Annotated in this window: 28 protein-coding genes and 2 pseudogenes; 18 read left to right on the top strand and 12 right to left on the bottom strand. The window is 74.2% G+C overall.

The window, feature by feature from the left end; translation table 11 throughout:
• Window positions 1–203, top strand: a pseudogene (locus ACL02R_RS25155) (SAM-dependent methyltransferase); the annotation flags it as partial.
• 149 nt (window positions 204–352) lie between these two features.
• Here ACL02R_RS25155 and ACL02R_RS25150 read toward each other — a convergent pair.
• Window positions 353–829: an SRPBCC family protein gene (locus ACL02R_RS25150; protein WP_412799245.1), complete on the bottom strand. Its 477-nt coding sequence runs from the start codon at window positions 827–829 to the stop codon at window positions 353–355.
• A gap of 16 nt (window positions 830–845) precedes the next feature.
• Here ACL02R_RS25150 and ACL02R_RS25145 point away from each other — a divergent pair, with 16 nt between their 5' ends.
• Together ACL02R_RS25145 and ACL02R_RS25140 are read left to right on the top strand one after the other, a co-directional pair.
• Entirely contained in the window at window positions 846–1181 is a 336-nt protein-coding gene (locus tag ACL02R_RS25145; RefSeq protein WP_412799244.1) for an ArsR/SmtB family transcription factor, read from the top strand.
• A gap of 24 nt (window positions 1182–1205) precedes the next feature.
• Window positions 1206–1667 carry a nuclear transport factor 2 family protein gene (locus tag ACL02R_RS25140; RefSeq protein WP_412799243.1) on the top strand — a complete coding sequence of 154 codons (462 nt, stop codon included), beginning with the start codon at window positions 1206–1208 and terminating at the stop codon, window positions 1665–1667.
• Between the two features lie 8 nt (window positions 1668–1675).
• Here ACL02R_RS25140 and ACL02R_RS25135 read toward each other — a convergent pair whose 3' ends face one another.
• The 4 genes from ACL02R_RS25135 to ACL02R_RS25120 form a co-directional block, all read right to left on the bottom strand.
• On the bottom strand, window positions 1676–2407 hold the full coding sequence (locus tag ACL02R_RS25135; protein WP_412799242.1) for a hypothetical protein: 732 nt from the start codon (window positions 2405–2407) through the stop codon (window positions 1676–1678).
• A 112-nt stretch (window positions 2408–2519) separates the two neighbouring features.
• A complete protein-coding gene (locus tag ACL02R_RS25130; protein ID WP_412799247.1) occupies window positions 2520–3455 on the bottom strand; it encodes an ABC transporter substrate-binding protein in 936 nt (311 codons plus the stop codon).
• Between the two features lie 65 nt (window positions 3456–3520).
• Complete coding sequence (locus ACL02R_RS25125) at window positions 3521–4258, bottom strand: ABC transporter permease (RefSeq protein ID WP_412799241.1); 738 nt, start codon at window positions 4256–4258, stop codon at window positions 3521–3523.
• Window position 4259: 1 nt separating this feature from the next.
• Window positions 4260–5006 (bottom strand): ABC transporter permease, encoded by a 747-nt coding sequence (locus tag ACL02R_RS25120; protein ID WP_412799240.1) that lies wholly within the window; start codon window positions 5004–5006, stop codon window positions 4260–4262.
• 41 nt (window positions 5007–5047) lie between these two features.
• Between ACL02R_RS25120 and ACL02R_RS25115 the strand changes: the two genes are divergently transcribed.
• Complete coding sequence (locus tag ACL02R_RS25115; RefSeq protein ID WP_412799239.1) at window positions 5048–6229, top strand: ABC transporter ATP-binding protein; 1182 nt, start codon at window positions 5048–5050, stop codon at window positions 6227–6229.
• Window positions 6230–6329: 100 nt separating this feature from the next.
• Here the strand turns inward: ACL02R_RS25115 and ACL02R_RS25110 are convergent.
• The 4 genes and pseudogenes from ACL02R_RS25110 to folB form a co-directional block, all read right to left on the bottom strand.
• Window positions 6330–6425: pseudogene (locus ACL02R_RS25110) on the bottom strand (TetR/AcrR family transcriptional regulator); the annotation flags it as partial.
• A gap of 65 nt (window positions 6426–6490) precedes the next feature.
• Window positions 6491–6994 (bottom strand): DUF3180 domain-containing protein, encoded by a 504-nt coding sequence (locus ACL02R_RS25105; RefSeq protein WP_412799238.1) that lies wholly within the window; start codon window positions 6992–6994, stop codon window positions 6491–6493.
• Window positions 6995–7047: 53 nt separating this feature from the next.
• Window positions 7048–7656: a 2-amino-4-hydroxy-6-hydroxymethyldihydropteridine diphosphokinase gene (gene folK, locus ACL02R_RS25100; RefSeq protein WP_362960795.1), complete on the bottom strand. Its 609-nt coding sequence runs from the start codon at window positions 7654–7656 to the stop codon at window positions 7048–7050.
• Window positions 7653–8012: a dihydroneopterin aldolase gene (gene folB / locus ACL02R_RS25095; protein ID WP_412799237.1), complete on the bottom strand. Its 360-nt coding sequence runs from the start codon at window positions 8010–8012 to the stop codon at window positions 7653–7655. The genes folK and folB overlap by 4 nt, the downstream gene beginning before the upstream one ends.
• A gap of 183 nt (window positions 8013–8195) precedes the next feature.
• Between folB and folP the strand changes: the two genes are divergently transcribed.
• Both folP and ACL02R_RS25085 read left to right on the top strand, forming a co-directional pair.
• Window positions 8196–9053: a dihydropteroate synthase gene (folP, locus tag ACL02R_RS25090; RefSeq protein WP_412799236.1), complete on the top strand. Its 858-nt coding sequence runs from the start codon at window positions 8196–8198 to the stop codon at window positions 9051–9053.
• Entirely contained in the window at window positions 9050–9574 is a 525-nt protein-coding gene (locus tag ACL02R_RS25085; RefSeq protein ID WP_412799235.1) for a nuclear transport factor 2 family protein, read from the top strand. The genes folP and ACL02R_RS25085 overlap by 4 nt, the downstream gene beginning before the upstream one ends.
• Before the next feature lie 11 nt (window positions 9575–9585).
• Here the strand turns inward: ACL02R_RS25085 and ACL02R_RS25080 are convergent, their stop codons facing one another.
• Both ACL02R_RS25080 and ACL02R_RS25075 read right to left on the bottom strand, forming a co-directional pair.
• Window positions 9586–10953, bottom strand: a complete 1368-nt coding sequence (locus ACL02R_RS25080; RefSeq protein ID WP_412799234.1) for a PH domain-containing protein — start codon at window positions 10951–10953, stop codon at window positions 9586–9588.
• Window positions 10950–11462, bottom strand: a complete 513-nt coding sequence (locus tag ACL02R_RS25075; RefSeq protein ID WP_412799233.1) for a PH domain-containing protein — start codon at window positions 11460–11462, stop codon at window positions 10950–10952. Before ACL02R_RS25075 ends, ACL02R_RS25080 begins: the two co-directional genes overlap by 4 nt.
• A gap of 71 nt (window positions 11463–11533) precedes the next feature.
• Between ACL02R_RS25075 and ACL02R_RS25070 the strand changes: the two genes are divergently transcribed.
• The gene (locus tag ACL02R_RS25070; protein WP_412799232.1) at window positions 11534–12688 is read left to right on the top strand and encodes an NADH-quinone oxidoreductase subunit D; all 1155 of its coding nucleotides are present in this window, start codon (window positions 11534–11536) and stop codon (window positions 12686–12688) included.
• Between the two features lie 15 nt (window positions 12689–12703).
• On the opposite strand, the gene ACL02R_RS25065 is transcribed toward ACL02R_RS25070, so the two are convergent.
• Window positions 12704–13663, bottom strand: coding sequence for an SAM-dependent methyltransferase (locus ACL02R_RS25065; RefSeq protein ID WP_412799231.1), 960 nt, complete (start codon window positions 13661–13663; stop codon window positions 12704–12706).
• Window positions 13664–13760: 97 nt separating this feature from the next.
• On the opposite strand from ACL02R_RS25065, the gene ACL02R_RS25060 reads away from it, so the two are divergent.
• The 11 genes from ACL02R_RS25060 to ACL02R_RS25010 all read left to right on the top strand — a co-directional run bounded on the left by ACL02R_RS25060 (window position 13761) and on the right by ACL02R_RS25010 (window position 23112).
• The gene (locus tag ACL02R_RS25060) at window positions 13761–15038 is read left to right on the top strand and encodes a sensor histidine kinase (RefSeq protein WP_412799230.1); all 1278 of its coding nucleotides are present in this window, start codon (window positions 13761–13763) and stop codon (window positions 15036–15038) included.
• Window positions 15039–15086: 48 nt separating this feature from the next.
• Window positions 15087–15764: a response regulator gene (locus ACL02R_RS25055; RefSeq protein WP_412799229.1), complete on the top strand. Its 678-nt coding sequence runs from the start codon at window positions 15087–15089 to the stop codon at window positions 15762–15764.
• A 116-nt stretch (window positions 15765–15880) separates the two neighbouring features.
• A complete protein-coding gene (locus ACL02R_RS25050; protein WP_412799228.1) occupies window positions 15881–16816 on the top strand; it encodes a Rossmann-like and DUF2520 domain-containing protein in 936 nt (311 codons plus the stop codon).
• The gene (gene panC, locus ACL02R_RS25045; RefSeq protein ID WP_412799227.1) at window positions 16813–17685 is read left to right on the top strand and encodes a pantoate--beta-alanine ligase; all 873 of its coding nucleotides are present in this window, start codon (window positions 16813–16815) and stop codon (window positions 17683–17685) included. Before ACL02R_RS25050 ends, panC begins: the two co-directional genes overlap by 4 nt.
• 44 nt (window positions 17686–17729) lie before the next feature.
• Window positions 17730–19466 carry an L-aspartate oxidase gene (locus ACL02R_RS25040; protein WP_412799246.1) on the top strand — a complete coding sequence of 579 codons (1737 nt, stop codon included), beginning with the start codon at window positions 17730–17732 and terminating at the stop codon, window positions 19464–19466.
• On the top strand, window positions 19463–20512 hold the full coding sequence (gene nadC / locus ACL02R_RS25035) for a carboxylating nicotinate-nucleotide diphosphorylase (RefSeq protein WP_412799226.1): 1050 nt from the start codon (window positions 19463–19465) through the stop codon (window positions 20510–20512). The genes ACL02R_RS25040 and nadC overlap by 4 nt, the downstream gene beginning before the upstream one ends.
• A 2-nt stretch (window positions 20513–20514) precedes the next feature.
• Window positions 20515–21312, top strand: coding sequence for a type III pantothenate kinase (locus ACL02R_RS25030; protein WP_362960765.1), 798 nt, complete (start codon window positions 20515–20517; stop codon window positions 21310–21312).
• 84 nt (window positions 21313–21396) lie between these two features.
• A complete protein-coding gene (locus tag ACL02R_RS25025; protein ID WP_412799225.1) occupies window positions 21397–21660 on the top strand; it encodes a hypothetical protein in 264 nt (87 codons plus the stop codon).
• 103 nt (window positions 21661–21763) lie between these two features.
• Window positions 21764–21937 carry a hypothetical protein gene (locus ACL02R_RS25020; protein ID WP_412799224.1) on the top strand — a complete coding sequence of 58 codons (174 nt, stop codon included), beginning with the start codon at window positions 21764–21766 and terminating at the stop codon, window positions 21935–21937.
• A gap of 227 nt (window positions 21938–22164) precedes the next feature.
• Window positions 22165–22584, top strand: coding sequence for a BlaI/MecI/CopY family transcriptional regulator (locus ACL02R_RS25015; RefSeq protein WP_412799223.1), 420 nt, complete (start codon window positions 22165–22167; stop codon window positions 22582–22584).
• Window positions 22585–22593: 9 nt separating this feature from the next.
• A complete protein-coding gene (locus tag ACL02R_RS25010; RefSeq protein ID WP_412799222.1) occupies window positions 22594–23112 on the top strand; it encodes an amino-acid N-acetyltransferase in 519 nt (172 codons plus the stop codon).
• The last annotated feature ends 18 nt before the right edge of the window (window positions 23113–23130 follow it).

Below are 23130 nucleotides of genomic sequence, written 5' to 3'. Positions count from 1 at the left end.
AGGCGATCCTCACGCCGGACGGCGAGGACTGGCGCGTCGGGGAGCGCGGTCCCGTTCACCTGTGGAGCCGTGTGGAAGACGTACTCGACGCCTACGACGCCGCCGGTGCCCCAGGGGCGGCGGACTTCACACTCACCGTGACCCGAGACGGCCAACACCTCCAGCACCCCAAGATGCCCCGACTCTCCCTACCGCCCGCCTGAGAGCGTGGACGCCGGACATCGCCCTCCCCGCACCACAGGGAACGGCTGCTCCCTCGTGGACTTCACGCGAGAGGGGGAGTAGCGCCCTGGGGACACCCCCGAGTGTGGCCGGGGTTGGCCCAAGGGCGTTGTCTTGGAGGGCCGGTGGGTCAGCGGTAGAAGCCTTCGCGGAGGTTGATGCCGTGTTCGAGCCATGCCTTGAGTGCGGTGAGCATGCCCGTCCAGCCCTCGCAGTTGCCGAAGGCCGCCTTGGCGCCTTCGGGGGTGGGCTGCCATGAGGTCTCGGTGATCGTCACCAGCGTGCGCCGGCCCGCGTCGATGGGCTCGAACTCGAAGACCGTGCGCGTGGTGCCCTGCTCGCCGGTGGTCGCGCTGCCGTCCCACTCGATGGCCAGCCGCCGGGGCGGGGCCGCCTCGGTCACGGTGACGGGGAACGCGCCGGGGAAGTCGGCGAAGTCCCACGTCACCTCCCCGCCCGGTTCGAGGCGGCCCTTGGCGCCGCCGGTGGTGAAGTAGCGGGACAGCTGGTCCGGGTCGGCGACGGCTTCGTAGACCTGCTCGACGGGCCGTGCGACGCGTCCCGAGACGGTGAAGGACAGTTCGGTGAGGGGTGCGTTCGATGTCATGTTGTAAAGTTACAACATGATTGGCTCGACTGACGAGGACGCGGACGACGACCGCGTGTTCAAGGCCCTCGCCTCGCCGGTGCGGCGGCGCATGCTCGACGCGCTCAAGGCGGCCACCCGCACCACCGGGGAACTGTGCGCGCTGCTGCCCGAACTCGACCGCACCACCGTGCTCCAGCACCTCCGCGTGCTGGAACAGGCCGGGCTCGTCACCGGCCGGCGGCTGGGACGGGAGCGCCACCTGTCGCTCGCGCCCCTGCCCATCAAGCGCATCCACGATCGCTGGATCAGCGGCTACATGGCCGCCGCCGTGGACCTGCTCGACGCACTCGACCGGGACGCCCGGGAGTAGCGCCCCGGACAGCGGTGTGGCGGGATGGCGATGTCATCAGCTACGGACTCAGTGACGGTCCTCACCGGTATGTACGCGGCCGAGGCGGAGTATCTGGCGGCGGGAGGCCCCGGCCGGGCCTCGTTCGACCTGCTCGCGCCCTTCTTCGCACCCGATGTCGTGCTGCACCAGGCGGACGCCCTGCCCTACGGCGGCACCTGGCGCGGGCACGACGGCATGGCGCGGTTCTTCCTCGCGATGGCGGAGGCGTGGGAGTCGTTCGAGATGGAGGAGCAGGAGTTCCTCGCCACCGGGGAAACGGCGGTGGTGCTCACGCAGATCCGTGCCCGCGCGCGGGCCACCGGCCGCGAACTCGGCTTCCCCGTACTCCAGACGATCCGGGTCGAGGACGGGCGGATCGCCGAGGTCTACCCGTTCTACTGGGACACGCGGGCGATCGCCGACGCCTGCCGAACGGGCGGCGTGCCACGTCCGTTCGGCGGGTGAGGCGGGCGTCAGCGCGAGCCGGTTCCGGTGCTGGTGCCGAAGAAGTCGAAGCCGCCGCCCGTGCGCTGGATCGACGCGGGCTTGCGGGGTGACGGGGGGAGTTGGCGGCGTGCGGCCGGCTCCGGCTCCGGCTCCGGGGCGGCGGGCTCGGGAGCGGGCGCGGGGGCCGGGCGGGCGAGGCGGGTGAGCGCGTCGTGGGCCAGCCGGTACGTCAGCGGGGTCGGCGCCCCGGCGTGCGTACGGTGGTCGGCGGGCCCGGCGGCCAGGGCGCGCGGGGGTTCCGCCGCTTCGAGCGCGAGACGGCGGCGGCCCTCCAGGGCGCGGGCGCGTTCGCTCTCGGCGGTCGCGTAACGGCGCAGCAGGTCGGCGTGCTCGGAGCGCAGGCTTCCCAGCTCGGCGCGTTTGTCGCGGACCTTGTCCTCCAGCGCGGCGACCAGCTCCCGCGCCTCCTCCAGCTGGGACTCGCGCTCCTCGGCGCGCCAGCTGAGACCGGCCTTGTCGGCCCGTTCGCGGGCGACCTGGCGGCTCGCCTCGGCGTCCCAGCGGCGCAGCAGCGCGGCGCCGGCGACGGCGGCGAAGGCGGCCGCCGCGACGAGGACGCGGAGGACGAGGGCATCGCGGTCGGCGGGTTCGCCGCCGACCAGCCATGCGACGGCCGCGCACAGCAGCGCGACGCTGCCGAGCGCGGCCGGGATCAGCACACGGTGCAGTGCCGAAGTGCGGTGACGTCCACGGGCCATGGGGCGAAACTTACCGTGGTCGCGCAGGCCCGGGGGAGTGGCCCCGGAGGGTTGTGCCCTGCTGGTTATCAACAGCCGTGCGGGACGGTCCCTCCGGGGTTCCGGCGGGCGGTCAGGAGCCGATGAGGCCCTTCTCCTCCAGGTACTCGCGGGCGACGTCCTCGGCCTGGCGGCGCTCGCCGTCGACCTGGAGGTTGAGCCGGCTGAGGTCCTCGGTGGTGAGGGTCGCGGTCAGCTCGTTCAGCGCCTCGGCGATGGCCGGGTCACCGGCGCTCTCGGTGTTGAGGACGGGCAGCAGGTTGTCGGCGAGCTGGAGCTGCTTGTCGTCCTCCAGCAGGACCAGGCCGAACTGCTCCAGCGTCGCGTCGGTCGTGGTGACGAGCGCGAGCTGGTCGTCGCCGTCCGCGACGGCCTGCTTCGACTGGACGGTGCCGACGCCGCGCGGGTCGATCTCCGTGATGTCGATGCCGTAGACCTCTTCGAGGCCCGGCTCGCAGAAGTAGCGCTCGGGGCACTCGTCGCCCGCGGCGAGGACGATGGGCAGGCCCGACTCGCCCAGGTCGGTGAGCGTCCGCAGGTCGTGCTCCTCGGCGAACTCCTGGCTGACGGCGAACGCGTTCTGGTCCACCGCGTCGCCCGCGTCCAGCACGGTCAGGCCGCGCGGCTCGGCCAGCTCGCGCAGGGCGGCGACCGTCTCGTCCGCGTCGGAGGTGGCGACGGGCTCGGCGTCGGGGCCGTTGACCTGCGCGTTGAGGAACTCGGCCATCGTCGCCGCGTACTCGGGCACGATGTCGATGCCGCCGCTCTCCAGCTCCGGCTCGTACAGCTCGCGGCCCTGGACGGTGGCGATGTCCGTGTCGAACCCGGCGTCGGCCAGGACCTGGGAGTACAGCTCGGCCATGATGGTGGCCTCGGTGAAGTTGGCGCCGCCGATGGTCAGCGAGCCGCCGCCGCCCGCACCGCCCTCACCGGGCTCGGTGCTGCCGCCACCGCCGCCGCTGCCCTCCTCCTCCAGGCTGTCGCCGCCGCCGCAGGCGCTGAGCGTCATGGACAGCGCGGCGATGCCGCCGGCGGCGAGCAGCGCGGTGCGGTGACGGCGCTTGGGTGTCGAGGTCACGAGATTCTCCGTCCAACAGGTTCTGACTGGGTGGTTCTTGACGTACGGCGACGGGGCGCGGTACGGCGGGGGTTCGGGTCGAGCAGGCGCTGTGCGAGCACGAGCAGCCCCTCGATGGCGAGGGCCAGCAGGGCGACGAGCGCGGCGCCCGCCACCACCTGACCCGTCCGGTAGGTGGCGAAACCCGCCGTGATCAGGCGGCCGAGGCCGCCGCCGCCCGGCAGCGCGGCCAGGGTCGCGGTGGCGACGATCTGCACGGCGGCGGTGCGCACGCCGGTCATGATCAGCGGGAACGCGAGGGGCACCTCGACGCGGCCGAGCAGCTGCCACCGCGACATGCCCATGCCCCGCGCGGCCTGCACGACGTCGCGGTCGGCCGTGGAGACGCCGACGTACGCGTTGGTCAGCAGCGGCGGCACGGCGAACAGGACGAGCGCGATGATCGTCGGCAGTTCGCCCTGGCGGCCGAGCGGGCTGAGGGTGAGCAGGACGAGGACGGCGAAGGTGGGGACGGCGCGGCCCGCGTTCGAGATGTTGATGGCGACGGCGCCGCCGACGCGGCGGCCGCCGTTGTGGCCGAGCCACAGGGCGAGCGGCAGGGCGATGGCGCAGGAGATCAGCAGGCACAGGCCGGTGAGCTGGAGGTGCTCGTTCAGGCGGTGCCAGATGCCCGCCGATCCCGACCAGTTGGCGCCGTCGGCGAGCCAGTTCCAGGCTTCCTCGACACTTCCCATGTCACACCGCCTCCGGGGTCGCGAGCGCCGCGTCCTGGCGTACGGCGGAGCGCCGCCGCCACCGTCGCCGTCCGCCGGCGCGTTCCCAGGGCGTCAGCAGGCGCTGCGCGAGGAGCAGCAGCAGGTCGGACGCGACGGCGAGGGCGACGCACAGGACGGACGCGGTGAGGACCTGGGCCTTGAAGTAGCTGTCCATGCCCGAGTAGATGAGGTTGCCGAGCCCGCCGTAGCCGACGATCGCGCCGACCGTCGTCAGCGAGACGGCCGAGACGGTCGCGATCCTGACGCCCGCCAGCAGGGCGGGGAGGGCGAGGGGCAGCTCGACGGTGAGCAGCAGCCGCAGCCGCCCGTAGCCGAGGCCGCGGGCCGCCTCCCGTGCCTCGTCGGGGACCGCGCGCAAACCCTCCAAGGTGTTGCGGACGAGAATCGTGAGGGAGTAGAGGACAAGGCCGCAGACCACCACCGACATGGAGATGCCGAACACCGGCAGCAGCAGCGCGTACATGGCGAGGGTCGGCACGGTGTAGAGGATCGTCGTCACCCCCAGGATGCCGCCCGCGGCGAGGCGCCAGCGCCGCGCGAGCAGCGCCAGCGGGAAGGCGACGACGATGGCGATGCCGATCGCGGTCGCTGTGATGACGAGGTGCTCCACCGTGGCATCGGTGAGCTCGTCGGCGCGGTCGCGGACGTACTCGCCGCAGATCCACTCGTTCGCCTGTAGGCAGCTCACGCTGCTCACCGCACTCATGTACAACGACCCTAGTCGTTAAACCTGACAGAATGATGAACATGTTGCGGTTCGAGAATGTCACCAAGCGTTATCAGGACGGCACGGTTGCCGTCGATGACCTGAACCTGGAGGTGGCCGAGGGTGAGATCGTGACCCTCGTCGGGCCCTCGGGTTGTGGGAAGACCACCACGATGCGGATGGTCAACCGGCTGGAGGAGCCCACCTCGGGCCGCGTCCTGTTCGACGGCAAGGACGTCGCCGACCACGACCCGGTGAAGCTGCGCCGCCGGATCGGGTACGTCATCCAGCAGGTCGGCCTCTTCCCGCACCGCACCGTCCTCGACAACACGGCGACCGTCCCCGTCCTCCTCGGCGAGCGCCGCGCCACCGCCCGCCGCCGGGCCGCGGAACTGCTCGAACTGGTCGGTCTCGACCCGGCCGTGCACGGCGACCGCTACCCCGACCAGCTCTCCGGCGGCCAGCGCCAGCGCGTCGGCGTCGCCCGCGCCCTGGCCGCCGACCCGCCCGTCCTGCTGATGGACGAGCCCTTCGGCGCCGTCGATCCGGTCGTCCGCGAACGTTTGCAGAACGAATTCCTCCGGCTCCAGGCGGAGATGCGCAAGACCGTGCTCTTCGTCACGCACGACATCGAGGAGGCCGTCCGGCTCGGCGACCGGATGGCCGTCTACGGGCAGGGCCGCATCGAGCAGTTCGACTCCCCGGCCGCCGTGCTCGGCGCGCCCGCCACCGACTACGTCGCGTCGTTCGTCGGCAGCGACCGCGGCCTGAAGCGGCTGTCCGTCACGCCGGTGGAGCGCGGCGACCTCGAACAGCCGCCGGTCGTCCACCTCGCCGACCCGATGAGCGCCGCCGTCGCCGGGATGCGCGAGTCCGGCGCCCGCTGGGCCGTCGTCCTCGACGGCGACGACACGCTGCACGGCTGGGTGCCGATACCCGGTGGCCAGGACGGTGCCGCGCCGGCCGAGGGGCCGGTCTCCGCGCACGCCCGCCGCATGGAGGCGTGGCTGCCGCTCGGCGCCTCGCTGAAGACGGCGTTCAGCACCATGCTCCAGTACGACGCGGGCTGGATCGCCGTCCTCGACCCGGCGGACAACGACCGCTTCCTCGGCGTGCTGACCCCCTCCAGCCTGCACGAGGCCCTGCGCCGCTCCATCGACGCGGACGCCAACGCGATCGAGCGCGCCGATGTCGAGCTGGACATCGTCACCGCGGTCGGCTGACGGAGGCACGGGCACACCGGCCGAACGGGCGCTGCGGTACGTCGCGTCCCGTTCGGCCGGCGGCCCGCCGGACCCGGCGACCCGACCACGCGGTGGCCGACGCCGTGCGGCGGCAGCCGGTGAGGAGGGCGGCGACCATGTGCTTCGCGTCGGCCCGGTCGTGGCCGGGGCCGGTGACACAGAGGTTCCCGATGGCGCCCTGGGCCGCCCTCGCGGGCGGCGGCACGTGGAGCGTCGTCGGCAAGTGATCGGGCGGCGCGATCAGGCCGGGTGGCGCAGCGGGCCGCCGCCCCCGTCGTCGTCCTCGTCGCCGTCCGGCAGGCGGCAGACCCGTTCCAGCAGCAGCGCCGCCGCGATCACGGCCACCGCCGCGACGACCGCGAGACCCGCGTACAGCGCCTGGTCACGGCGGTTGGGCACGTCCATCCGGTACAGCACGAAGTACAGCCCGAGCCCGCCGTACGCGCCCCCGACCAGCGCCGACACCAGCGCGCTCGCCTGCCCGAAGACGACGGCCCGCGCCACCATCATGCGGTCGAGCGGCCTGGCGCGCGGGCGGCCCTCCCGCTCGGCCCGCAGCCTGCCGCGCAGCGACAGCGCCGTGGCCAGCAGCACGCCCGCGATCAGCGCCAGGATGACCGGGGCGAGCAGCGGGACGGCCGGGAGCGTGTTGTCCAGCGACTCCCACAGCCCGGAGGCCGCCCAGCACAGGGCGAAGGCACCGGCGAACAGTACGGCCAGCGTCCTGATCCGCAGTTGGTTCACAGCAGTCGGGGTCCGTCGTGGTCGGGGGCGGGTGGGAGTGACGCGGGTGCGGGTCAGTCCGGCAGGACGAGCGCCAGGTCGGGCCTGGCCGTCACCCCCCGCTCGGCGATCTCCGCGAGCAGCGACGCGACCGTGCCGTGGCCCGGCACCTCCGCGTCCGGATCGACATCGTGCCACGGTACGAGGACGAACGCCCGCTCGTGCGCCCGGGGATGGGGGAGCGTCAGCGCCGGGTCGCCCGACGTCACGCCCTGGTAGCTGAGGATGTCCACGTCCAGCGTGCGCGGCCCCCACCGGGTGTCGCGCACGCGCCGGTACGCCTCCTCGATCGCGTGCGCCCGCTCCAGCAGCGACGCCGGGGGCAGCGTGGTCTTCACGAGCACCACCGCGTTGAAGTACGTCGGCTGGCTGCCCGGATCGACGCCCCAGGGCTCCGTCTCGTACACCGGCGACACCGCTTTGACGCGGACGCCCGGCGTGTCCTCCAGCGCGTCCACGGCGCCCTGGAGGGTTTCGAGGCGGTTGCCGAGGTTGCTGCCGAGGGAGAGGACGGCGCGGCGCGGGTTGTGCAGCGTGGCGTCGGCGGCGTCCACCTGGCGGACGACGGAGGCAGGCACCGGCTGGACGGTCGGGTCGGGGGAGGACGCGTGCGAGGGTGTCATGTTCGGCTCCGCTTGATGGTGATGGTCACGTCGTCGAAGGGGACGGTGATCGGCGCCTGGGGTTTGTGCACCGTGACCTCCGCCTCCTGTACGGCCCTCTGCGCGAGGCACCGGTCCGCGATGCGCTGGGCCAGGGTCTCGACCAGATCGCACGGTTCACCGGTGACGACCGAGTGGATCTGCTCCGCCACCACCCCGTAGTCCACCGTGCGCGCGAGGTCGTCGCTGTCGGCGGCAGGGCGGGTGTCGAGGCCGAGGACGACATCGACGACGAACGTCTGTCCTTCCTCACGTTCCCTCGGGTGCACCCCGTGGAATCCTCTGCCGCTCAGTCCGCGCAGGGCTATGCGGTCCACGGCGCTCACTCCCTCTCACCAGTCGTGCACGGTCGTCCTGACCCCCTGCACCGCCTGGTGCGGCGGGCGGGGGTAATCGAATCTACCTGCGAGGTGCGGACAGCCCGGTTCAGCGCCGCACCGCCCCCGGATGTTCCCGTCCGGCGGCGCCGGGAGCGCCGTGCCTGCCCCTACCCTGGTGCCATGAGCATCTCGCACGGCCAGGTGGCAGGACTCCCCGGGTGGGACCGCTGCGCGGTGATGGGGGTGGTCAACGTCACGCCCGACTCGTTCTCGGACGGCGGGCGCTGGTTCGACACGGACCTCGCCGTCAAGCGGGGGCTCGACCTGGTCGCGCAGGGCGCGGACCTCGTGGACGTCGGCGGGGAATCGACCCGACCGGGCGCCAGCCGGGTGGACGAGGCGGAGGAACTGCGCCGCGTGGTGCCGGTGGTCGGGGCGCTGGCCGCCGAGGGGGTACGGGTCAGCGTGGACACGATGCGCGCCTCCGTGGCGGGGCGCGCCGTCGCCGCCGGTGCCGTGCTCGTGAACGACGTGAGCGGCGGCCGCGCCGACCCCGCGATGATCCCGGCGGTCGCCGAGACGGGCGTCCCGTTCGTCGTCATGCACTGGCGCGGCCAGAGCGCCGACATGAACGAGCGCGCAGTGTACGGCGACGTCGTCGGCGAGGTGCTGGACGAACTGCGCCGCGCGCTCGACGCCGCCGCCGCGGGCGGCATCGCCGAGGACCGGCTGATCGCCGACCCCGGCCTCGGCTTCGCCAAGACGGCGGAGCACGACCTCGCGCTCGTCGCCGCCACCGCGCGGCTGCGCGCCGAGCTGGGCAGGCCGCTGCTGGTCGCCGCGTCGCGCAAACGGTTCCTCGGGCATGTGCTGGCCGGGCCGGGCGGCACCCCGCCCCGGGCGCGGGAACGCGACGCCGCCACCGCCGCCGTCAGCGCGCTCGCCGCGTCGGCGGGGGCGTGGGCGGTGCGGGTCCACGAGGTGCGGGCCAGCGCGGACGCCGTACGGGTCGTCGCGGCGGTCGGGGCGGCGGGATGAGCGGCGCCGGCACGGACGCCGAGGCGGTCACGGCCGCCAACACCGCGCTGTACGAGGCGCTGGAGAGCGCCGACCTCGACGCGCTGGGCGCCCGCTGGCTCGACCACGAGGGCATCAGCGTCGTCCACCCCGGCTGGCCGGTCATCAGCGGACGCGGCGAGGTGCTGCGGTCGTATGCGCTGATCATGGCGAACACCGAGTACATCCAGTTCTTCCTGACGGACGTCCAGGTGTCCGTCCTCGCCGACACCGCGCTCGTCACCTGCACCGAGAACATCCTCAGCGGCGGGCCCGCCGAGGCGGACGGCTCGGCCGGGCCGCTGGTCGGCGGCCTCGTTGTGGCGACCAACGTCTTCCGGCGCGGTGAGGACGGCGGCTGGCGGCTGTGGAGCCACCACGGGTCGCCGGTGCTGATCGAGGGCGACGACGAGGACGAGGACGGGGACGGGGACGGCACCCCGGACGGGAACGGCGACGGCGCCGCCCCGGACGACGGCCTGGGCCCGACGCGCTTCTCCTGACCCGCGCGGGGTCAGGGGCCCGTCAGCCAGCGGTCGGGGGTGGCCGTGCGGCGGCCGAGGCGGGAGCGGTCCGCCTGCGCGGCGACCTCGGCCGCCGCGTGACGCGCGTCGAGCAGGCGCGCCGTCGCCGTGCCGTTCGCCCCGTGGTCGACGTGGACGTTCGCCAGCCGCAGCAGGCGGGCGCGCGGTCCCTGCGTGAGCCGTACGCTCTGCACCTTCGCGTGCGGCACCAGCTCGTGCGTCCGCCGCAGCCGCCCGCGCCGGGCGACGAACAGCGTCGGCGTCGCCGCGTACCCGTACCCCGTCCGCCACACCGGTGCCGCCCAGCGCGCGCGGTCGGGCGCCGGGCGCACCGCGTCGAGCGCCGCCCGCACGTCCACCTGCGGCAGCACGCGGCCGAGCAGCGCGGCGGCCTCGGTGCGCGGGGCGACGGGCAGGAGGAGGCCCTTGCGGTTGCCCGTCCCCGTGCCCGCGACATCCAGCTCGACCCGGACCCAGCCGCGCCGCCGCCACAGCAGCGGCTCCACGAGCCGTACGCACTGCACCCGCCCCGGGGGAACGGTCGCGTGGTCCCGCTGGAGGAGGCCGTGGTCGAGGCGCAGGCCGTCGGGTGATTCGCTGACGGTCCAGCCGTACAGCGTCAGGTAGCTGCCGACGCTCGCCCGCCAGTACACCGTGACCAGTGGCAGCAGGACGAGCAGGGACGCGAGGACGCTGTTGGTCGTCACCCACAGCAGTGGCAGCACGCACGCGCCCGTCAGCAGGAACGCCCACGTCCCGCCGCGCAGTACGAGCGACCACGCGAGCATCTTCGGGTCCACCTCGTGCAGCGTCAGCGCCGGGGCCTCGCCCGCGCTGGGCGCGGCCTCGGGTGCGATGCCCGCAGCGCGCGCGAGCAGTTCGGCGCGCAGGTCGCGGGCCTCGGCCTCGCCCAGGAACGCCAGTTCGTCGGCCGACTTGGAACCGACGACCTCCATGCGCAGCTTCGCCACCCCCAGCAGCCGGGCCAGCAGCGGGCGGCTCACGTCGATCGACTGGATGCGGTCCAGCCGCAGATGGGCGGAACGCCGGAACAGCAGGCCGGTGCGGATGCGCAGTTCCGTGTCGGTGACGAGGAAGCGCGTCACGCGCCACGACAGGAAGCCGTAGAGCCCCGCGCACGCGAGCAGCAGCCCGAGCGACAGCAGCAGCCACCCCACCGCGACGGACGACGTCCAGCGGCGCAGCTCCTCCACGTTCTGCGCCATCACGGCGAAGAGCCCGGCGAGCGGTGCCCATGCGCGGCGCCAGGGGGTCAGCGGGTGCAGGCGGCGCCCCTGCCCGGCGGGGATCTCGCCCCCCGGCACGGCCGCCGCGCCGCGCACGGCCTCGCCGCTCACAGCCCCGCCGAACGGGCCTCGCCCAGCTCCGTGAGCCGGTCGCGCAGCCGTTCCGCCTCCGCCGGGGCCAGGCCAGGCACGGTCGCGTCCGTCGCGGCGGCCGCCGTGTGCAGCTGGAGCCGCGCCAGCCCGAAGCGCCGCTCCAGCGGCCCCGACGTCACCTCGACGAGCTGCATCCGCCCGTACGGCACGACCGTCAGCTGCCGCCACAGCACGCCGCGCTGGATGAGCAGGTCATCGTCGCGCTCCTGGTAGCACCACGAACGCCAGTTGCGCCCCAGCGCCCACCAGCCCCACACGGCGGCGGCGACCGGCGGCAGCGCCGTCAGCGCCCACACCGGGCCGCCCAGCAGCGGCGGCAGCAGCGCGGCGAGCAGCGCGGGCGGCGCGAGCCAGCAGACGAGGAGCAGCCGCCGCATCGTCAGCAGGCCCGGCATCACCGGCCGCCAGGTCTCGCCCGACGCCGCCCCCGGCGGGGGCTGTCCCGCCTCCGCTGCCACCCAGTCCATGCCGTCGAGCTTAGAGTCCCCGCGCCGCGGGCGGTGGGCCGCGCGGCGGCCGGGGTGACAGACTGGCGCGCATGACGGAGACCGTGGTCGGGGTCGGCGGGGCGAGCGCGGGGTTCGACGGCAGCACGGACATGGTGCTGAACATCGGGCCGCAGCACCCGTCCACCCATGGCGTCCTGCGCCTGCGGCTCGTGCTCGACGGCGAGCGGATCGCGCGGGCCGAGCCCGTCGTCGGGTACATGCACCGGGGCGCGGAGAAACTGTTCGAGGCGCGGGACTACCGGCAGATCATCGTGCTGGCGAACCGGCACGACTGGCTGTCGGCTTTCTCCAACGAGCTGGGCGTCGTCCTGGCCGTCGAGCGCATGCTCGGCATGGAGGTCCCGGAGCGCGCCGTCTGGCTGCGCACGCTGCTCGCCGAGCTGAACCGGGTGCTGAACCACCTGATGTTCCTCGGCTCCTACCCGCTCGAACTGGGCGGCCTGACGCCGATCTTCTACGCCTTCACCGAGCGCGAGACGCTCCAGCACGTCATGGAGGAGGTCTCGGGCGGCCGGATGCACTACATGTTCAACCGCGTCGGCGGCCTCAAGGAGGACCTCCCGGCCGGCTGGACCGACCGCGCCCGGCAGGCCGTCGCCGGGGTGCGCGCCGGGATGCCGCGGCTGGACGGCCTGGTGCTGGGGAACGAGGTGTTCCGCGCCAGGACGCGCGGCGTCGGCGTGCTCGACGCGGCGGCGGTCCACGCGTACGGCGTCTCCGGGCCGATCGCGCGGGCCAGCGGCGTGGACTTCGACCTGCGGCGCGACGAGCCGTACCTCGCGTACCGCGAGCTGGGCGGCGTGCTGCGCGTCGCGACGCGGACGGCGGGCGACTGCCTGGCGCGCTTCGAGGTGCTGCTCGACCAGACGCGCAACGCGCTCGACCTCGCCGACGCCTGCCTCGACCGCCTCGCCGAGCTGCCGCCTGGGCCCGTCAACCAGCGGCTGCCGAAGGTGCTGAAGGCCCCCGAGGGCGCGACGTACGCGTGGACGGAGAACCCGCTCGGGCTCAACGGGTACTACCTCGTCTCGCGCGGCGAGCGGACGCCGTACCGGCTGAAGCTGCGCTCGGCGTCGTTCAACAACATCCAGGCGCTCGGCGCGCTGCTGCCCGGCACGCTGGTCGCGGACATGGTGGCGATCCTGGGATCGTTCTTCTTCGTCGTCGGGGACATCGACAAGTAGCGGACGAGCAACCGCTCACAGTGGTGACGCGATGCCCACCGGCCGCGCGAGCCAGGTGAAGCCGCCGAGCCCCGCCGCGTCCGTCAGCTCCGCCGCCTCGCCCGCCGCCGCGAGGGCCCGTACGTAGGCGGGCGGGTCCGCCGACGCCAGCGCCAGCGGCGGCCTGCCGCCGTCCACGCCCAGGGCACGCAGCGCGTCCCGCTGCGGCAGCAGCACGTCCCCCGGCGCGGCACAGGCGTCGAACGCGACGTGCGCCGTCAGGTCGCAGGACCCGTCGGGTACGGGCGCCACCTGCCGTCCCGCGCGGTAGCCGGTGAGCGTGCCGAGCGGGGGCCGCGTCTCCCGCGTGTGCCCGTAGTCCACGGCCACGGCCAGGCCGCGCGCCAGCGACGCCACCGCCCCGGCCCACGCCGCGTCGCGCGGCCTGCCGATCTCCGCCCGCCCGCCGGGCGCGAGCGGCCACCAGCGGCGCAGCCACGCCGCGTCCTCGCCGTCCACCGGCTCGCCCAGCCGTTCCCGGCCTCCGCGGGTGACGAGGACGCGCCGCGCGACGCCGTCCCCGTCCGCCTCGGCGACGTCCACCGGCACGTTGTCCAGCCACTCGTTGGCGAACAGCAGCCCCACCGCCCCCTCGGGCGGCCGTGCGCACCAGGTGATCCGCCCGTCCAGACCCGAGGGGCGCGCGGCGCGCTCCACCGCGTACGCGCGCACCCGCGCGCACACCCCCTCGGGGAGCGCGCGCAGCACGCCGCGCACCAGCTCGCCGCGCCCCGCGCCCAGGTCGGTGAACGCCAGCTCCGCCGGGCGCCCCAGCGCCTCGTCCACCCTGGTCAGCAGCCGTGCCACCGCCTGCGCGAACAGCGGCGAGACATGCGCCGACGTCCGGAAATGCGCCACCGGCGCCTCCCGCAGGAAGAAACCGCCCGGCCCGTACAGCGCCCGCTCGGCGGCCGCACGCCACCCCGTCTCCCGCATCCGCCGCGCTCCCTCCACCCCAAGGAGTAGTTGACGACCGCATGTATCGGCCGTCCGGTTGATTCCCGAGCCGCACGCCATGCCTACTCTGGGTGACGTGAACCGGCTCTACGACTTCCTGCGCCGTCACCCCACTGCGGTGGACGGCAGCTGGGCGTTCGGTCTGCTGGTGGCCACACTCCTGTTCGCGGCCTCGGCCAGGGAGGACGTGTGGCGCTGCTCGGCGTTCGCCGTCGCCATGGCGGTCGCGCTCGCCGTGCTCGGCACGCTGCGCCGCCGGTGGCCCGAGGCCGTGCTGCTCGCCTGCTTCGCGGCCGGCCTCGCCCAGCTCGCGCTGGACGTCGAACCGCTGCCGGGCGACGTCGTGTTCCTCGTCGTCGCGTTCACCATCGCCTCACGGCCCCACCGTACGTACTCCCGGCTCGCGCTCGCCGGCTGCCTCGTCGCGCCCACCCTGGCCCAGCTGCGCTGGCCCGACGGCGGCGACCAGGACAGCAGCCTCGCCGCCGAGATCTTCGGCACCGGGCTGCTCACCATCACGTTCTGCCTCGCCTGGGTGCTGGGCGACTCGCTGCGCACCCGCCGCGCCTACTACTCGGAGCTGGAACGCCGCGCCGAACGCCTCGAACGCGAACGGGAGACGCAGGCGCGCATGGCCGTCACCGCAGAGCGCGCCCGCATAGCGCGCGAGCTGCACGACGTCGTCGCCCACAACGTGTCGGTGATGGTCGTCCAGGCGGACGGCGCCGCGTACGTCCTGGACAGCTCGCCCGAGCTGACCCGCAGCGCGCTGCACACCATCTCGGGCACCGGCCGCCAGGCGCTGACGGAGATGCGCCGGCTGCTCGGCGTGCTGCGCAGCGAGGACGGCGGCGCCGCGGACGCCGGGGACTACGTGCCGCAGCCGGGCATCGAGCAGCTCGCCGACCTCGTGGACCAGGCGCGCGCCGCCGGACTGCCCGTCGACTACCGCGTCGAGGGCACCCCGCGCGCGCTGCCCAGCGGCGTCGGGCTCACCGCGTACCGCATCGTCCAGGAGGCGCTGACCAACTCGCGCAAGCACGGCGGCCCCGGCGTCGGCGCGACGGTGCGGCTGCGCTACGGCCGGGACGCGCTCACCGTCCTGGCCGACGACGACGGGCGGGGCACGCAGGCGGTGCTGTACGAGGAACGCGGCGAGGACGGCCTCGGGCACGGGCTGATCGGCATGCGGGAGCGGGTCGGTATGGTCGGGGGCGTGCTGGTGGCGGGCCCGCGGCCCGGCGGCGGCTTCCGCATCAGCGCGACGCTGCCCCTGGCCGGTGCGGCGGACGACGCGCCCGCCGCGCGGTGCGGCGCCGCCGACACCCCCGAGACCCGCACCGACCCGGCCTGACCGCCCGACGACCGATCGGCTCTGGCCGCCGGTGAGAGGAGAAGACCCATGGCGATCAAGGTGATGCTCGTCGACGATCAGGCGCTCCTGCGCACCGGCTTCAAGATGGTGCTGTCCGCCCAGCCCGACATGGTCGTCACCGCCGAGGCGGGCGACGGCGTCGAGGCGCTCGACGTGCTGCGCGCCACGGCCGTGGACGTCGTGCTGATGGACGTCCGCATGCCCCGGCTCGACGGCGTCGAGACGACCCGCCGGATATGCCAGGAGGGCGGCGGCGGCCCCGGCGACCCGAAGGTCCTCATCCTCACCACCTTCGACCTGGACGAGTACGCGTTCTCCGGGCTGAAGGCGGGCGCGGCCGGATTCCTGCTGAAGGACGTCCCGCCGGACGAGCTGCTCGGCGCCATCCGCGCCGTCCACAGCGGCGACGCCGTCGTCGCGCCGTCCACGACCCGCCGCCTCCTGGACCGCTTCGTGGATCTCCTTCCCGCGGGCCCCGGCACGCCCCACCCCGAGATCGACCTGCTCACCGACCGCGAGCGCGAGGTCCTGATGCTGATCGCGCAGGGCCTGTCCAACGGGGAGATCGCCGCCCAGCTGTTCGTCTCCGAGGCGACGGTGAAGACGCACGTCGGCCGCATCCTCGGCAAGCTCGGCCTGCGCGACCGCGTCCAGGCCGTCGTCCTCGCGTACGAGACGGGCCTGGTGCGCGCGGGCGGCCACTGACCCCGCGCCGATCCCCGCACCCGCCCGGCCGCCGTAGCATGGTCGGGACGTCCGGCACCGGCATACGGGCTGGAACGTACCAAAGGGACAAAGCGGACGAAAGAGGCTGCCCAGCCGTGAACGCCGACGACGGACACGCACCCCGGGTCACCGAGGCACGCGACCGCCCCGCCCGCCTCACGGTCGGCGTCGTCGGCGCGGGGCGCGTCGGCCCCGCCCTCGCCGCCGCGCTCGCCCTCGCGGGCCACCGGCCGGTCGCCGCGTCCGGCGTCTCCGAGGCGTCGCGCCGCCGCGCCGAGACGCTGCTGCCCGGCGTCCCCCTCGTCACCCCCGACGAGGTCCTGGCCCGCGCCGACCTCGTCCTGCTGAGCGTCCCCGACGACGCCCTGCCGGGACTCGTCGCCGGACTCGCCGAGACCGGCGCCGTACGCCCAGGACAGCTGCTCGTGCACTGCTCCGGCCGCTTCGGCACCGGCGTCCTCGACCCCGCCCTGCGCGCCGGGGCCCTGCCGCTCGCCCTGCACCCCGTGATGACGTTCACCGGCACAGCCGTGGACGTGCAGCGGCTCGCGGGCTGCTCGTTCGGCGTCACCGCGCCCGCCGAGCTGCGCACGGCCGCCGAGGCCCTCGTCATCGAGATGGGCGGCGAGCCCGAGTGGATCGAGGAACGCGACCGGCCGCTCTACCACGCCGCGCTCGCCCTCGGCGCCAACCACCTCGTCACCCTCGTCGCCCAGTCGCTCGAACTGCTCCGGCACGCGGGGGTCGCCGCCCCCGACCGCATGCTCGGCCCGCTCCTCGGCGCCGCGCTGGACAACGCGCTGCGCTCCGGCGACGCCGCCCTCACCGGGCCGGTCGCGCGCGGCGACGCGGGCACCGTCGCCGCACACGTCGCCGAACTGCGCGCGCACGCCCCCGGCGCCCTCGCCGGCTACCTCGCCATGGCCCGCGTGACGGCGGACCGGGCCCTGGACCACGGCCTGCTCAGACCCGAGCTGGCCGAGGCGCTGCTCGACGTCCTCGCCGACGGCGCCGAGGAAGGAGAGCGATGACCATATCCGTGGCCCGCACGGCGGACGAGCTGAGGAGCCTGTACGCCCCCGGCGCCGACCGCGCCGTGGTCATGACGATGGGCGCGCTGCACGAGGGGCACCTCGCCAACATGCGCACGGCCAGGCAGCGCCTCACGCCCGCCGGACAGCTCGTCGTCACCGTCTACGTCAACCCGCTCCAGTTCGGCCCCGGCGAGGACTTCGACCGCTACCCGCGCCAGCTCGACGCCGACGTGGCACTGGCCGAGGAGGGCGGCGCCGACATCGTCTTCGCCCCGTCCGACGCCGAGATGTACCCGGACGGCCGCCCCCGCGTCACGCTGACCGCCGGACCGATGGGCGCGGGATTCGAGGGCGCGGAGCGCCCCGGCCACTTCGACGGCATGCTGACCGTCGTCGCCAAGCTGCTGCACCTCACCCGGCCCGACTACGCCACCTTCGGTGAGAAGGATGCGCAGCAACTCGCGCTCGTACGCCGCATGGTCCGCGACCTCGACTTCCCCGTCGAGATCCTGCCGGTCCCCACACTGCGCGACCCCGACGGCCTCGCCCGCTCCAGCCGCAACCGCTACCTGTCGCCCGCCGAGCGCACGACCGCCCTCGCCCTGTCCCGCGCCCTGTTCGCCGCCCGCGACACCACCGGCGGCCCCGCCGGACGCCTCGCCGCCGCCCGCGCCGTCCTGGACGCCGCCGCCACCGCGCGGCCGCCCCTTGCGCTCGGCTACCTCGCGCTGATCGACCCGTCCGACTTCACCGAGATCGGTCCCGACACCGCCCACGCCGGCGAGGCCGTCCTCGCCGTCGCCGCCCGCGTCGGCACCACCCGCCTCATCGACAACGTCCGGCTCACCCTGGGGACCGCCGCGTGACCACCGCACCCATCACCCCGCTCACCCCGCCCGCACACGAGACCCTGCCCCTGCCCACCGCGCTGCCCGCCCCCGCCCCCGGCTGGTCCCTCGACGCCGAGGTCGCCGTCGTCGGCTCGGGCATCGCCGGGCTGACCGTCGCCCTGCGCTGCGCCGCCGCGGGCCTGCGCACCGTCATCGTCACCAAGGCGCGGCTCGACGACGGCTCCACCCGCTGGGCCCAGGGCGGCATCGCCGCCGCGCTCGGCGAGGGCGACACCCCCGCCCAGCACCTGGACGACACCCTCGTCGCGGGCGTCGGCCTGTGCGACGAGGCCGCCGTCACCGCGCTCGTCACCGAGGCCCCGGACGCCGTACGCCGCCTCATCGGCCTCGGCGCCCGCTTCGACACCGCCGAGGACGGCGCCCTCTCCCTCACCCGCGAGGGCGGCCACCACCGCCGCCGCATCGCCCACGCGGGCGGTGACGCCACGGGCGCCGAGGTCTCCCGCGCCCTGGTCGCCGCCGTGCGCGCCGCCGGGATCGAGACCGTCGAGAACGCCCTCGCGCTCGACCTGCTCAAGGACGCGGACGGCCACACCGCCGGCGTGACCCTGCACGTGATGGGCGAGGGCAGGCACGACGGCGTCGGCGCCGTCCGCGCCCCCGCCGTCGTCCTCGCCACCGGCGGCCTGGGCCAGGTCTTCTCCGCCACCACCAACCCGGCCGTCTCCACGGGCGACGGCGTCGCCCTGGCGCTGCGCGCGGGCGCCGAGGTGTCCGACCTGGAGTTCGTCCAGTTCCACCCGACGTCGCTGTGGCTGGGCCCCGACGCCGAGGGGCAGCAGCCGCTCGTCTCCGAGGCCGTACGCGGCGAGGGCGCGTATCTCGTGGACAGGGCGGACGGCACCGGCACGCGCTTCCTCCTCGGACAGCACGAACTCGCCGAACTGGCCCCCCGCGACATCGTCGCCAAGGCCATCACCCGCCGCATGCACGAACTGGGCGCCGACCACATGTACCTCGACGCCCGCCACTTCGGCGCCGACATGTGGGCCCGCCGCTTCCCCACGATCCTCGCCGCCTGCCGCGCCCACGGCATCGACCCCGTGACCGAGCCCATCCCCATCGCACCCGCCGCGCACTACGCGTCCGGCGGTGTCCGCACCGACCTGTCCGGCCGCACGACCGTCCCCGGCCTGTACGCGTGCGGCGAGACCGCCTGCACCGGCGTGCACGGCGCCAACCGCCTGGCGTCCAACTCCCTCCTCGAAGGACTGGTCTTCGCCGGACGTATCGCCACCGCCATCACGTCGAGTCCCCTTCCGCGCGCCGCCGCGCCCGTCACCGCACCCCCCGCGCCGGGCCCCGCCCTGCTGCCGCCCGAGGCCAGGACCGCCGTCCAGCGCGTGATGACCAGGGGCGCGGGCGTCCTCCGTTCGGCCGACAGCCTCGCCGAGGCGGCCCGCGCCCTGGACGCCCTGGCCCTGGACGACGACCGCAAGCCCGCCGAGCCGGGCGCGGACACGTGGGAGACGGCTAATCTGCATCTCGTCGCCAGGGTGCTCGTCACCGCCGCCCTGCACCGCACGGAGACCCGTGGCTGCCACTGGCGCGAGGACCACCCCGAGCGGGACGACGCACGGTGGCGCCGCCACCTGGTCGCCACCCTGGGCCGGGACCCCGCGGGGGCCGCCCTGTCCCTCGGGACCACCCGTACGACCGCCTTCCCGCCCACGGCGCACCCCGCCACCGGCGGCGACCGGCAGCGCGACAGCCACCAAGGAGACCCGACCCCGTGACCAGCCCCCAGACACCGGCGCCGCAGCGCGTGGAGCTGACCCTGCTGCCCCTCGGCACCCGGCCGACCGACGACGACGGGCCCGCGGGCGGCTGCGGCGCCGGCTGCGCGTGCGGCGACGGCGGCGGCGAGGAGGAGTACGACCCGCTGGAGTGCGGCCTCGACCCCGACCTCGCCGCGCTGCTGGCCGACGCCGGGCTCGACCCCGTGCTCGTGGAGGACGTCGCGCACCTCGCCATCGAGGAGGACCTCGACAACGGCGTGGACATCACCACCGTCGCGACCGTCCCGGAAGAGGCCGTCGCCGTCGGCGACTTCACCGCACGCCAGGCCGGTACGGTCGCCGGGCTGCGCATCGCGGAAGCCGTGCTGTCCGTCGTGTGCACCGCCGAGTTCGAAGTGGAGCGGCACGTCGAGGACGGCGACGCCGTGGAGGCCGGGCAGGTCCTCCTCACCGTCACCAGCCGCACCCGCGACCTGCTGACCGGCGAACGCAGCGCCCTCAACCTCCTGTGCCGCCTCTCCGGCATCGCCACCGCCACCCGCGCCTGGGCCGACGTCCTCGCCGGGACCCGTACGCGCGTCCGCGACACCCGCAAGACCACGCCGGGGCTGCGCGCCCTGGAGAAGTACGCGGTGCGCTGCGGCGGCGGGCTCAACCACCGCATGTCGCTGTCGGACGCCGCGCTGGTCAAGGACAACCACGTCATCGCGGCGGGCGGCGTCGCCGAGGCGTTCCGCGCGGTCCGCGCGGAGTTCCCCGGCGTGCCGGTCGAGGTGGAGGTGGACCGGCTCGACCAGATCGAGCCCGTGCTTGCCGAGGGCGCCGACCTGATCCTGCTGGACAACTTCACGCCCGAGCAGACCCGCGCCGCCGTCGAGCTGGTCGCGGGCCGGGCCGTGCTGGAGTCGTCGGGCGGCCTCACCCTCGGCACGGCACGCGCGTACGCCGACGCGGGCGTGGACTACGTCGCGGTCGGCGGCCTCACCCATTCGGCCCCCATCCTCGACATCGGCCTCGACCTGCGTCCCGAGAGGCACGCCTGACCATGCTGCTCACCATCGACGTCGGCAACACGCACACGGTCCTCGGCCTCTTCGACGGCGAGGAGATCGTCGAGCACTGGCGCATCTCCACGGACGCGCGCCGCACGGCCGACGAGCTGGCCGTGCTCCTCCAGGGCCTCATGGGCATGCACCCGCTGCTCGGCGACGAACTGGGCGACGGCATCGACGGCATCGCCATCTGCTCGACCGTCCCGTCCGTCCTGCACGAGCTGCGGGAGGTCACCCGGCGGTACTACGGCGACATCCCGTCCGTCCTGGTCGAGCCGGGCGTGAAGACGGGCGTGCCGATCCTCACCGACAACCCGAAGGAGGTCGGCGCCGACCGCATCATCAACGCGGTCGCGGCCGTCGAGCTGTACGGCGGGCCCTGCATCGTCGTGGACTTCGGCACGGCGACGACGTACGACGCCGTGTCCGCGCGCGGGGAGTACGCGGGCGGGGCCATCGCGCCGGGCATCGAGATTTCCGTCGAGGCGCTGGGGATGCGCGGCGCGCAGCTGCGGAAGGTCGAGCTGGCCAGGCCGCGGCACGTGATCGGCAAGAACACCGTCGAGTCCATGCAGTCCGGCATCCTGTACGGCTTCGCCGGGCAGGTGGACGGCATGGTCGAGCGGATGTCGCGCGAGCTGGCCGACGACCCGGACGACGTGACGGTGATCGCCACCGGCGGCCTCGCCCCGATGGTCCTGCGGGAGTCCACGGTGATCGACGAGCACGAGCCCTGGCTGACGCTGATCGGCCTGCGTCTGGTCTACGAGCGGAACGTCTCCCGTTCCTGACCGTCGGCTCCTCCTCCCCGACTGAACACGCCCGCCGTCGCCCCAATCGCTGCGATTTGTCTGCTTACCACTTAATGTCGGTCCATGGCTACGTCCCAGGGTTCCCCCACCCCCCGCGGTGGCGGGGACGAGAACGGTGAGCAGCAGCAGCGCCGGCCCGAGGCGCCCCGCCCGGTGCCGACCCCGGCGGACGTCTTCCCGCCGCGCGGCGGGCGCCGCCCGGCGGCCCGCCCGCCCCAGGAACCGGCCGACCGGGACCGGCGGGACGGCGAGGGGCGTGCGGGCCGGGACGGCGACGGCGGCGGCGACGGGAGGGGTGGGGAGAACTCCTCCCAAGACGGGCGGTAGGCCCCACAGCGGACGGCGGACGGCCGCTCGGTAGGCTGGGACCGGCCCGCCCGGCAGCGCGGCGGGCCCAGCCGTTCCCACGCCGCCCAGGAGGCCGATCGCTGTGGACTACATCGCCGCACTCTTCCCGCCCGCGGTGATGGCCGTGGGCTTCATCTGGCTGATCGTGACGATCATCCGGTCGCAGGGGGGCAGCAACAAGTTCAAGGAGGACGCCGCCGTGGACGCGGCCCTCGCCGCGCGCGCCGCCGAGGGCGGCGACCGGCCCGCCGCCTGAGCGGCGCCCCTCCGCCCTCGCCGCACACCCCCCGCGCCGCCCGCGGCCACGCCCCGGGCGGCGCGTGCCGGGCCGCTGCGCGCGCCGCGCGTCCCCCGGGCGGCGGATGCCCCCGAGACGGCCGGATTCCGCCGTTCCCCGGCCCTCCCGCGCCCCGGCCTCCCGTCCCGGTAGCTCCCGCTGTGCGAAACCTGCCCGTTTTGTCGCGCCACGGTTATTCTTCCCGTGTGCCTCGACCACTGGGAGAGCTGGAAGACGCGGTGATGACCCGCGTATGGGAGTGGAACCGCCCCGTCACCGTGCGGGAAGTGCTCGAAGATCTGCGGGAGCAGCGTTCGATCGCCTATACGACGGTGATGACCGTCCTCGACAACCTGCATCAGAAGGGCTGGGTCCGCCGCGAGCAGGAGGGGCGGGCCTATCGCTATGAGGCGATCTCGACACGCGCCGCGTACTCCGCCGCTTTGATGAATGACGCATGGGCCGAGAGCGACAACGCGGCGGCGGCCCTCGTCGCTTTCTTCGGCATGATGTCGGCAGAGCAGACCGAGGCATTGCGTGACGCCTTGCGTGTGGTCGATGTCGGAGAAGTACCGGGAGAGCGGCGTGACGGACCCGAAGCCCGCGCCGGAGAGAGCTCGGGATAGCCTCTCGCTGTGTCGGAAAGCTCAACAGAAGTCACTGTGCGCCGCGCCAGGACTACAGATGTCACGTCGATCAGGCGGCTGATCGACCGCTACTCGCGTGATGGCATCCTGCTCGACAAGGCGACCGTGACGCTTTACGAGGACATTCAGGAGTTCTGGGTGGCCGAGCGGGACCATGACGCCGAGGTGGTCGGCTGCGGGGCCCTGCATGTCATGTGGGACGACCTCGCCGAAGTGCGGACACTGGCCGTCGATCCCCGGCTGACGGGGCACGGCGTGGGCCATCGCGTACTGGAGAAGCTGCTGGGCACGGCCAGGTGGCTGGGGGTGCAGCGTATTTTCTGCCTCACCTTCGAAGTGGAGTTCTTCGCGCGTCACGGGTTCAAGGAGATCGCCGATGCGCCGGTCGCCGGTGATGTCTACAGCGAGCTCCTCCGTTCCTATGACGAAGGCGTCGCGGAGTTCTTGGGTCTGGAACGCGTGAAGCCCAACACATTGGGTAACACTCGGATGCTGCTGCATCTCTGAGAGTGCATCTCCACGAGA

The organism is Streptomyces sp. MS19 (genome assembly GCF_047200595.1).
Lineage (GTDB): Bacteria > Actinomycetota > Actinomycetes > Streptomycetales > Streptomycetaceae > Streptomyces.
Note: the sequence above shows the minus strand (reverse complement) of the source record. Positions and strands in the feature narration are given on the sequence as shown.

What these genes read in the sequence shown, in the direction of transcription:
- ACL02R_RS25075 (WP_412799233.1), bottom strand. Translation starts at nt 11,462, where the DNA reads ATGGACTGGGTGGCAGCGGAGGCGGGACAGCCCCCGCCGGGGGCGGCG.
- folP (WP_412799236.1), top strand. Translation starts at nt 8,196, where the DNA reads ATGAGCATCTCGCACGGCCAGGTGGCAGGACTCCCCGGGTGGGACCGC.
- ACL02R_RS25025 (WP_412799225.1), top strand. Translation starts at nt 21,397, where the DNA reads ATGGCTACGTCCCAGGGTTCCCCCACCCCCCGCGGTGGCGGGGACGAG.
- ACL02R_RS25120 (WP_412799240.1), bottom strand. Translation starts at nt 5,006, where the DNA reads ATGAGTGCGGTGAGCAGCGTGAGCTGCCTACAGGCGAACGAGTGGATC.
- ACL02R_RS25145 (WP_412799244.1), top strand. Translation starts at nt 846, where the DNA reads ATGATTGGCTCGACTGACGAGGACGCGGACGACGACCGCGTGTTCAAG.
- ACL02R_RS25065 (WP_412799231.1), bottom strand. Translation starts at nt 13,663, where the DNA reads ATGCGGGAGACGGGGTGGCGTGCGGCCGCCGAGCGGGCGCTGTACGGG.
- ACL02R_RS25070 (WP_412799232.1), top strand. Translation starts at nt 11,534, where the DNA reads ATGACGGAGACCGTGGTCGGGGTCGGCGGGGCGAGCGCGGGGTTCGAC.
- ACL02R_RS25055 (WP_412799229.1), top strand. Translation starts at nt 15,087, where the DNA reads ATGGCGATCAAGGTGATGCTCGTCGACGATCAGGCGCTCCTGCGCACC.
- ACL02R_RS25030 (WP_362960765.1), top strand. Translation starts at nt 20,515, where the DNA reads ATGCTGCTCACCATCGACGTCGGCAACACGCACACGGTCCTCGGCCTC.
- ACL02R_RS25130 (WP_412799247.1), bottom strand. Translation starts at nt 3,455, where the DNA reads ATGACGCTCAGCGCCTGCGGCGGCGGCGACAGCCTGGAGGAGGAGGGC.
- ACL02R_RS25140 (WP_412799243.1), top strand. Translation starts at nt 1,206, where the DNA reads ATGGCGATGTCATCAGCTACGGACTCAGTGACGGTCCTCACCGGTATG.
- ACL02R_RS25150 (WP_412799245.1), bottom strand. Translation starts at nt 829, where the DNA reads ATGACATCGAACGCACCCCTCACCGAACTGTCCTTCACCGTCTCGGGA.
- ACL02R_RS25115 (WP_412799239.1), top strand. Translation starts at nt 5,048, where the DNA reads ATGTTGCGGTTCGAGAATGTCACCAAGCGTTATCAGGACGGCACGGTT.
- ACL02R_RS25125 (WP_412799241.1), bottom strand. Translation starts at nt 4,258, where the DNA reads ATGGGAAGTGTCGAGGAAGCCTGGAACTGGCTCGCCGACGGCGCCAAC.
- ACL02R_RS25135 (WP_412799242.1), bottom strand. Translation starts at nt 2,407, where the DNA reads ATGGCCCGTGGACGTCACCGCACTTCGGCACTGCACCGTGTGCTGATC.
- panC (WP_412799227.1), top strand. Translation starts at nt 16,813, where the DNA reads ATGACCATATCCGTGGCCCGCACGGCGGACGAGCTGAGGAGCCTGTAC.
- folK (WP_362960795.1), bottom strand. Translation starts at nt 7,656, where the DNA reads ATGACACCCTCGCACGCGTCCTCCCCCGACCCGACCGTCCAGCCGGTG.
- ACL02R_RS25085 (WP_412799235.1), top strand. Translation starts at nt 9,050, where the DNA reads ATGAGCGGCGCCGGCACGGACGCCGAGGCGGTCACGGCCGCCAACACC.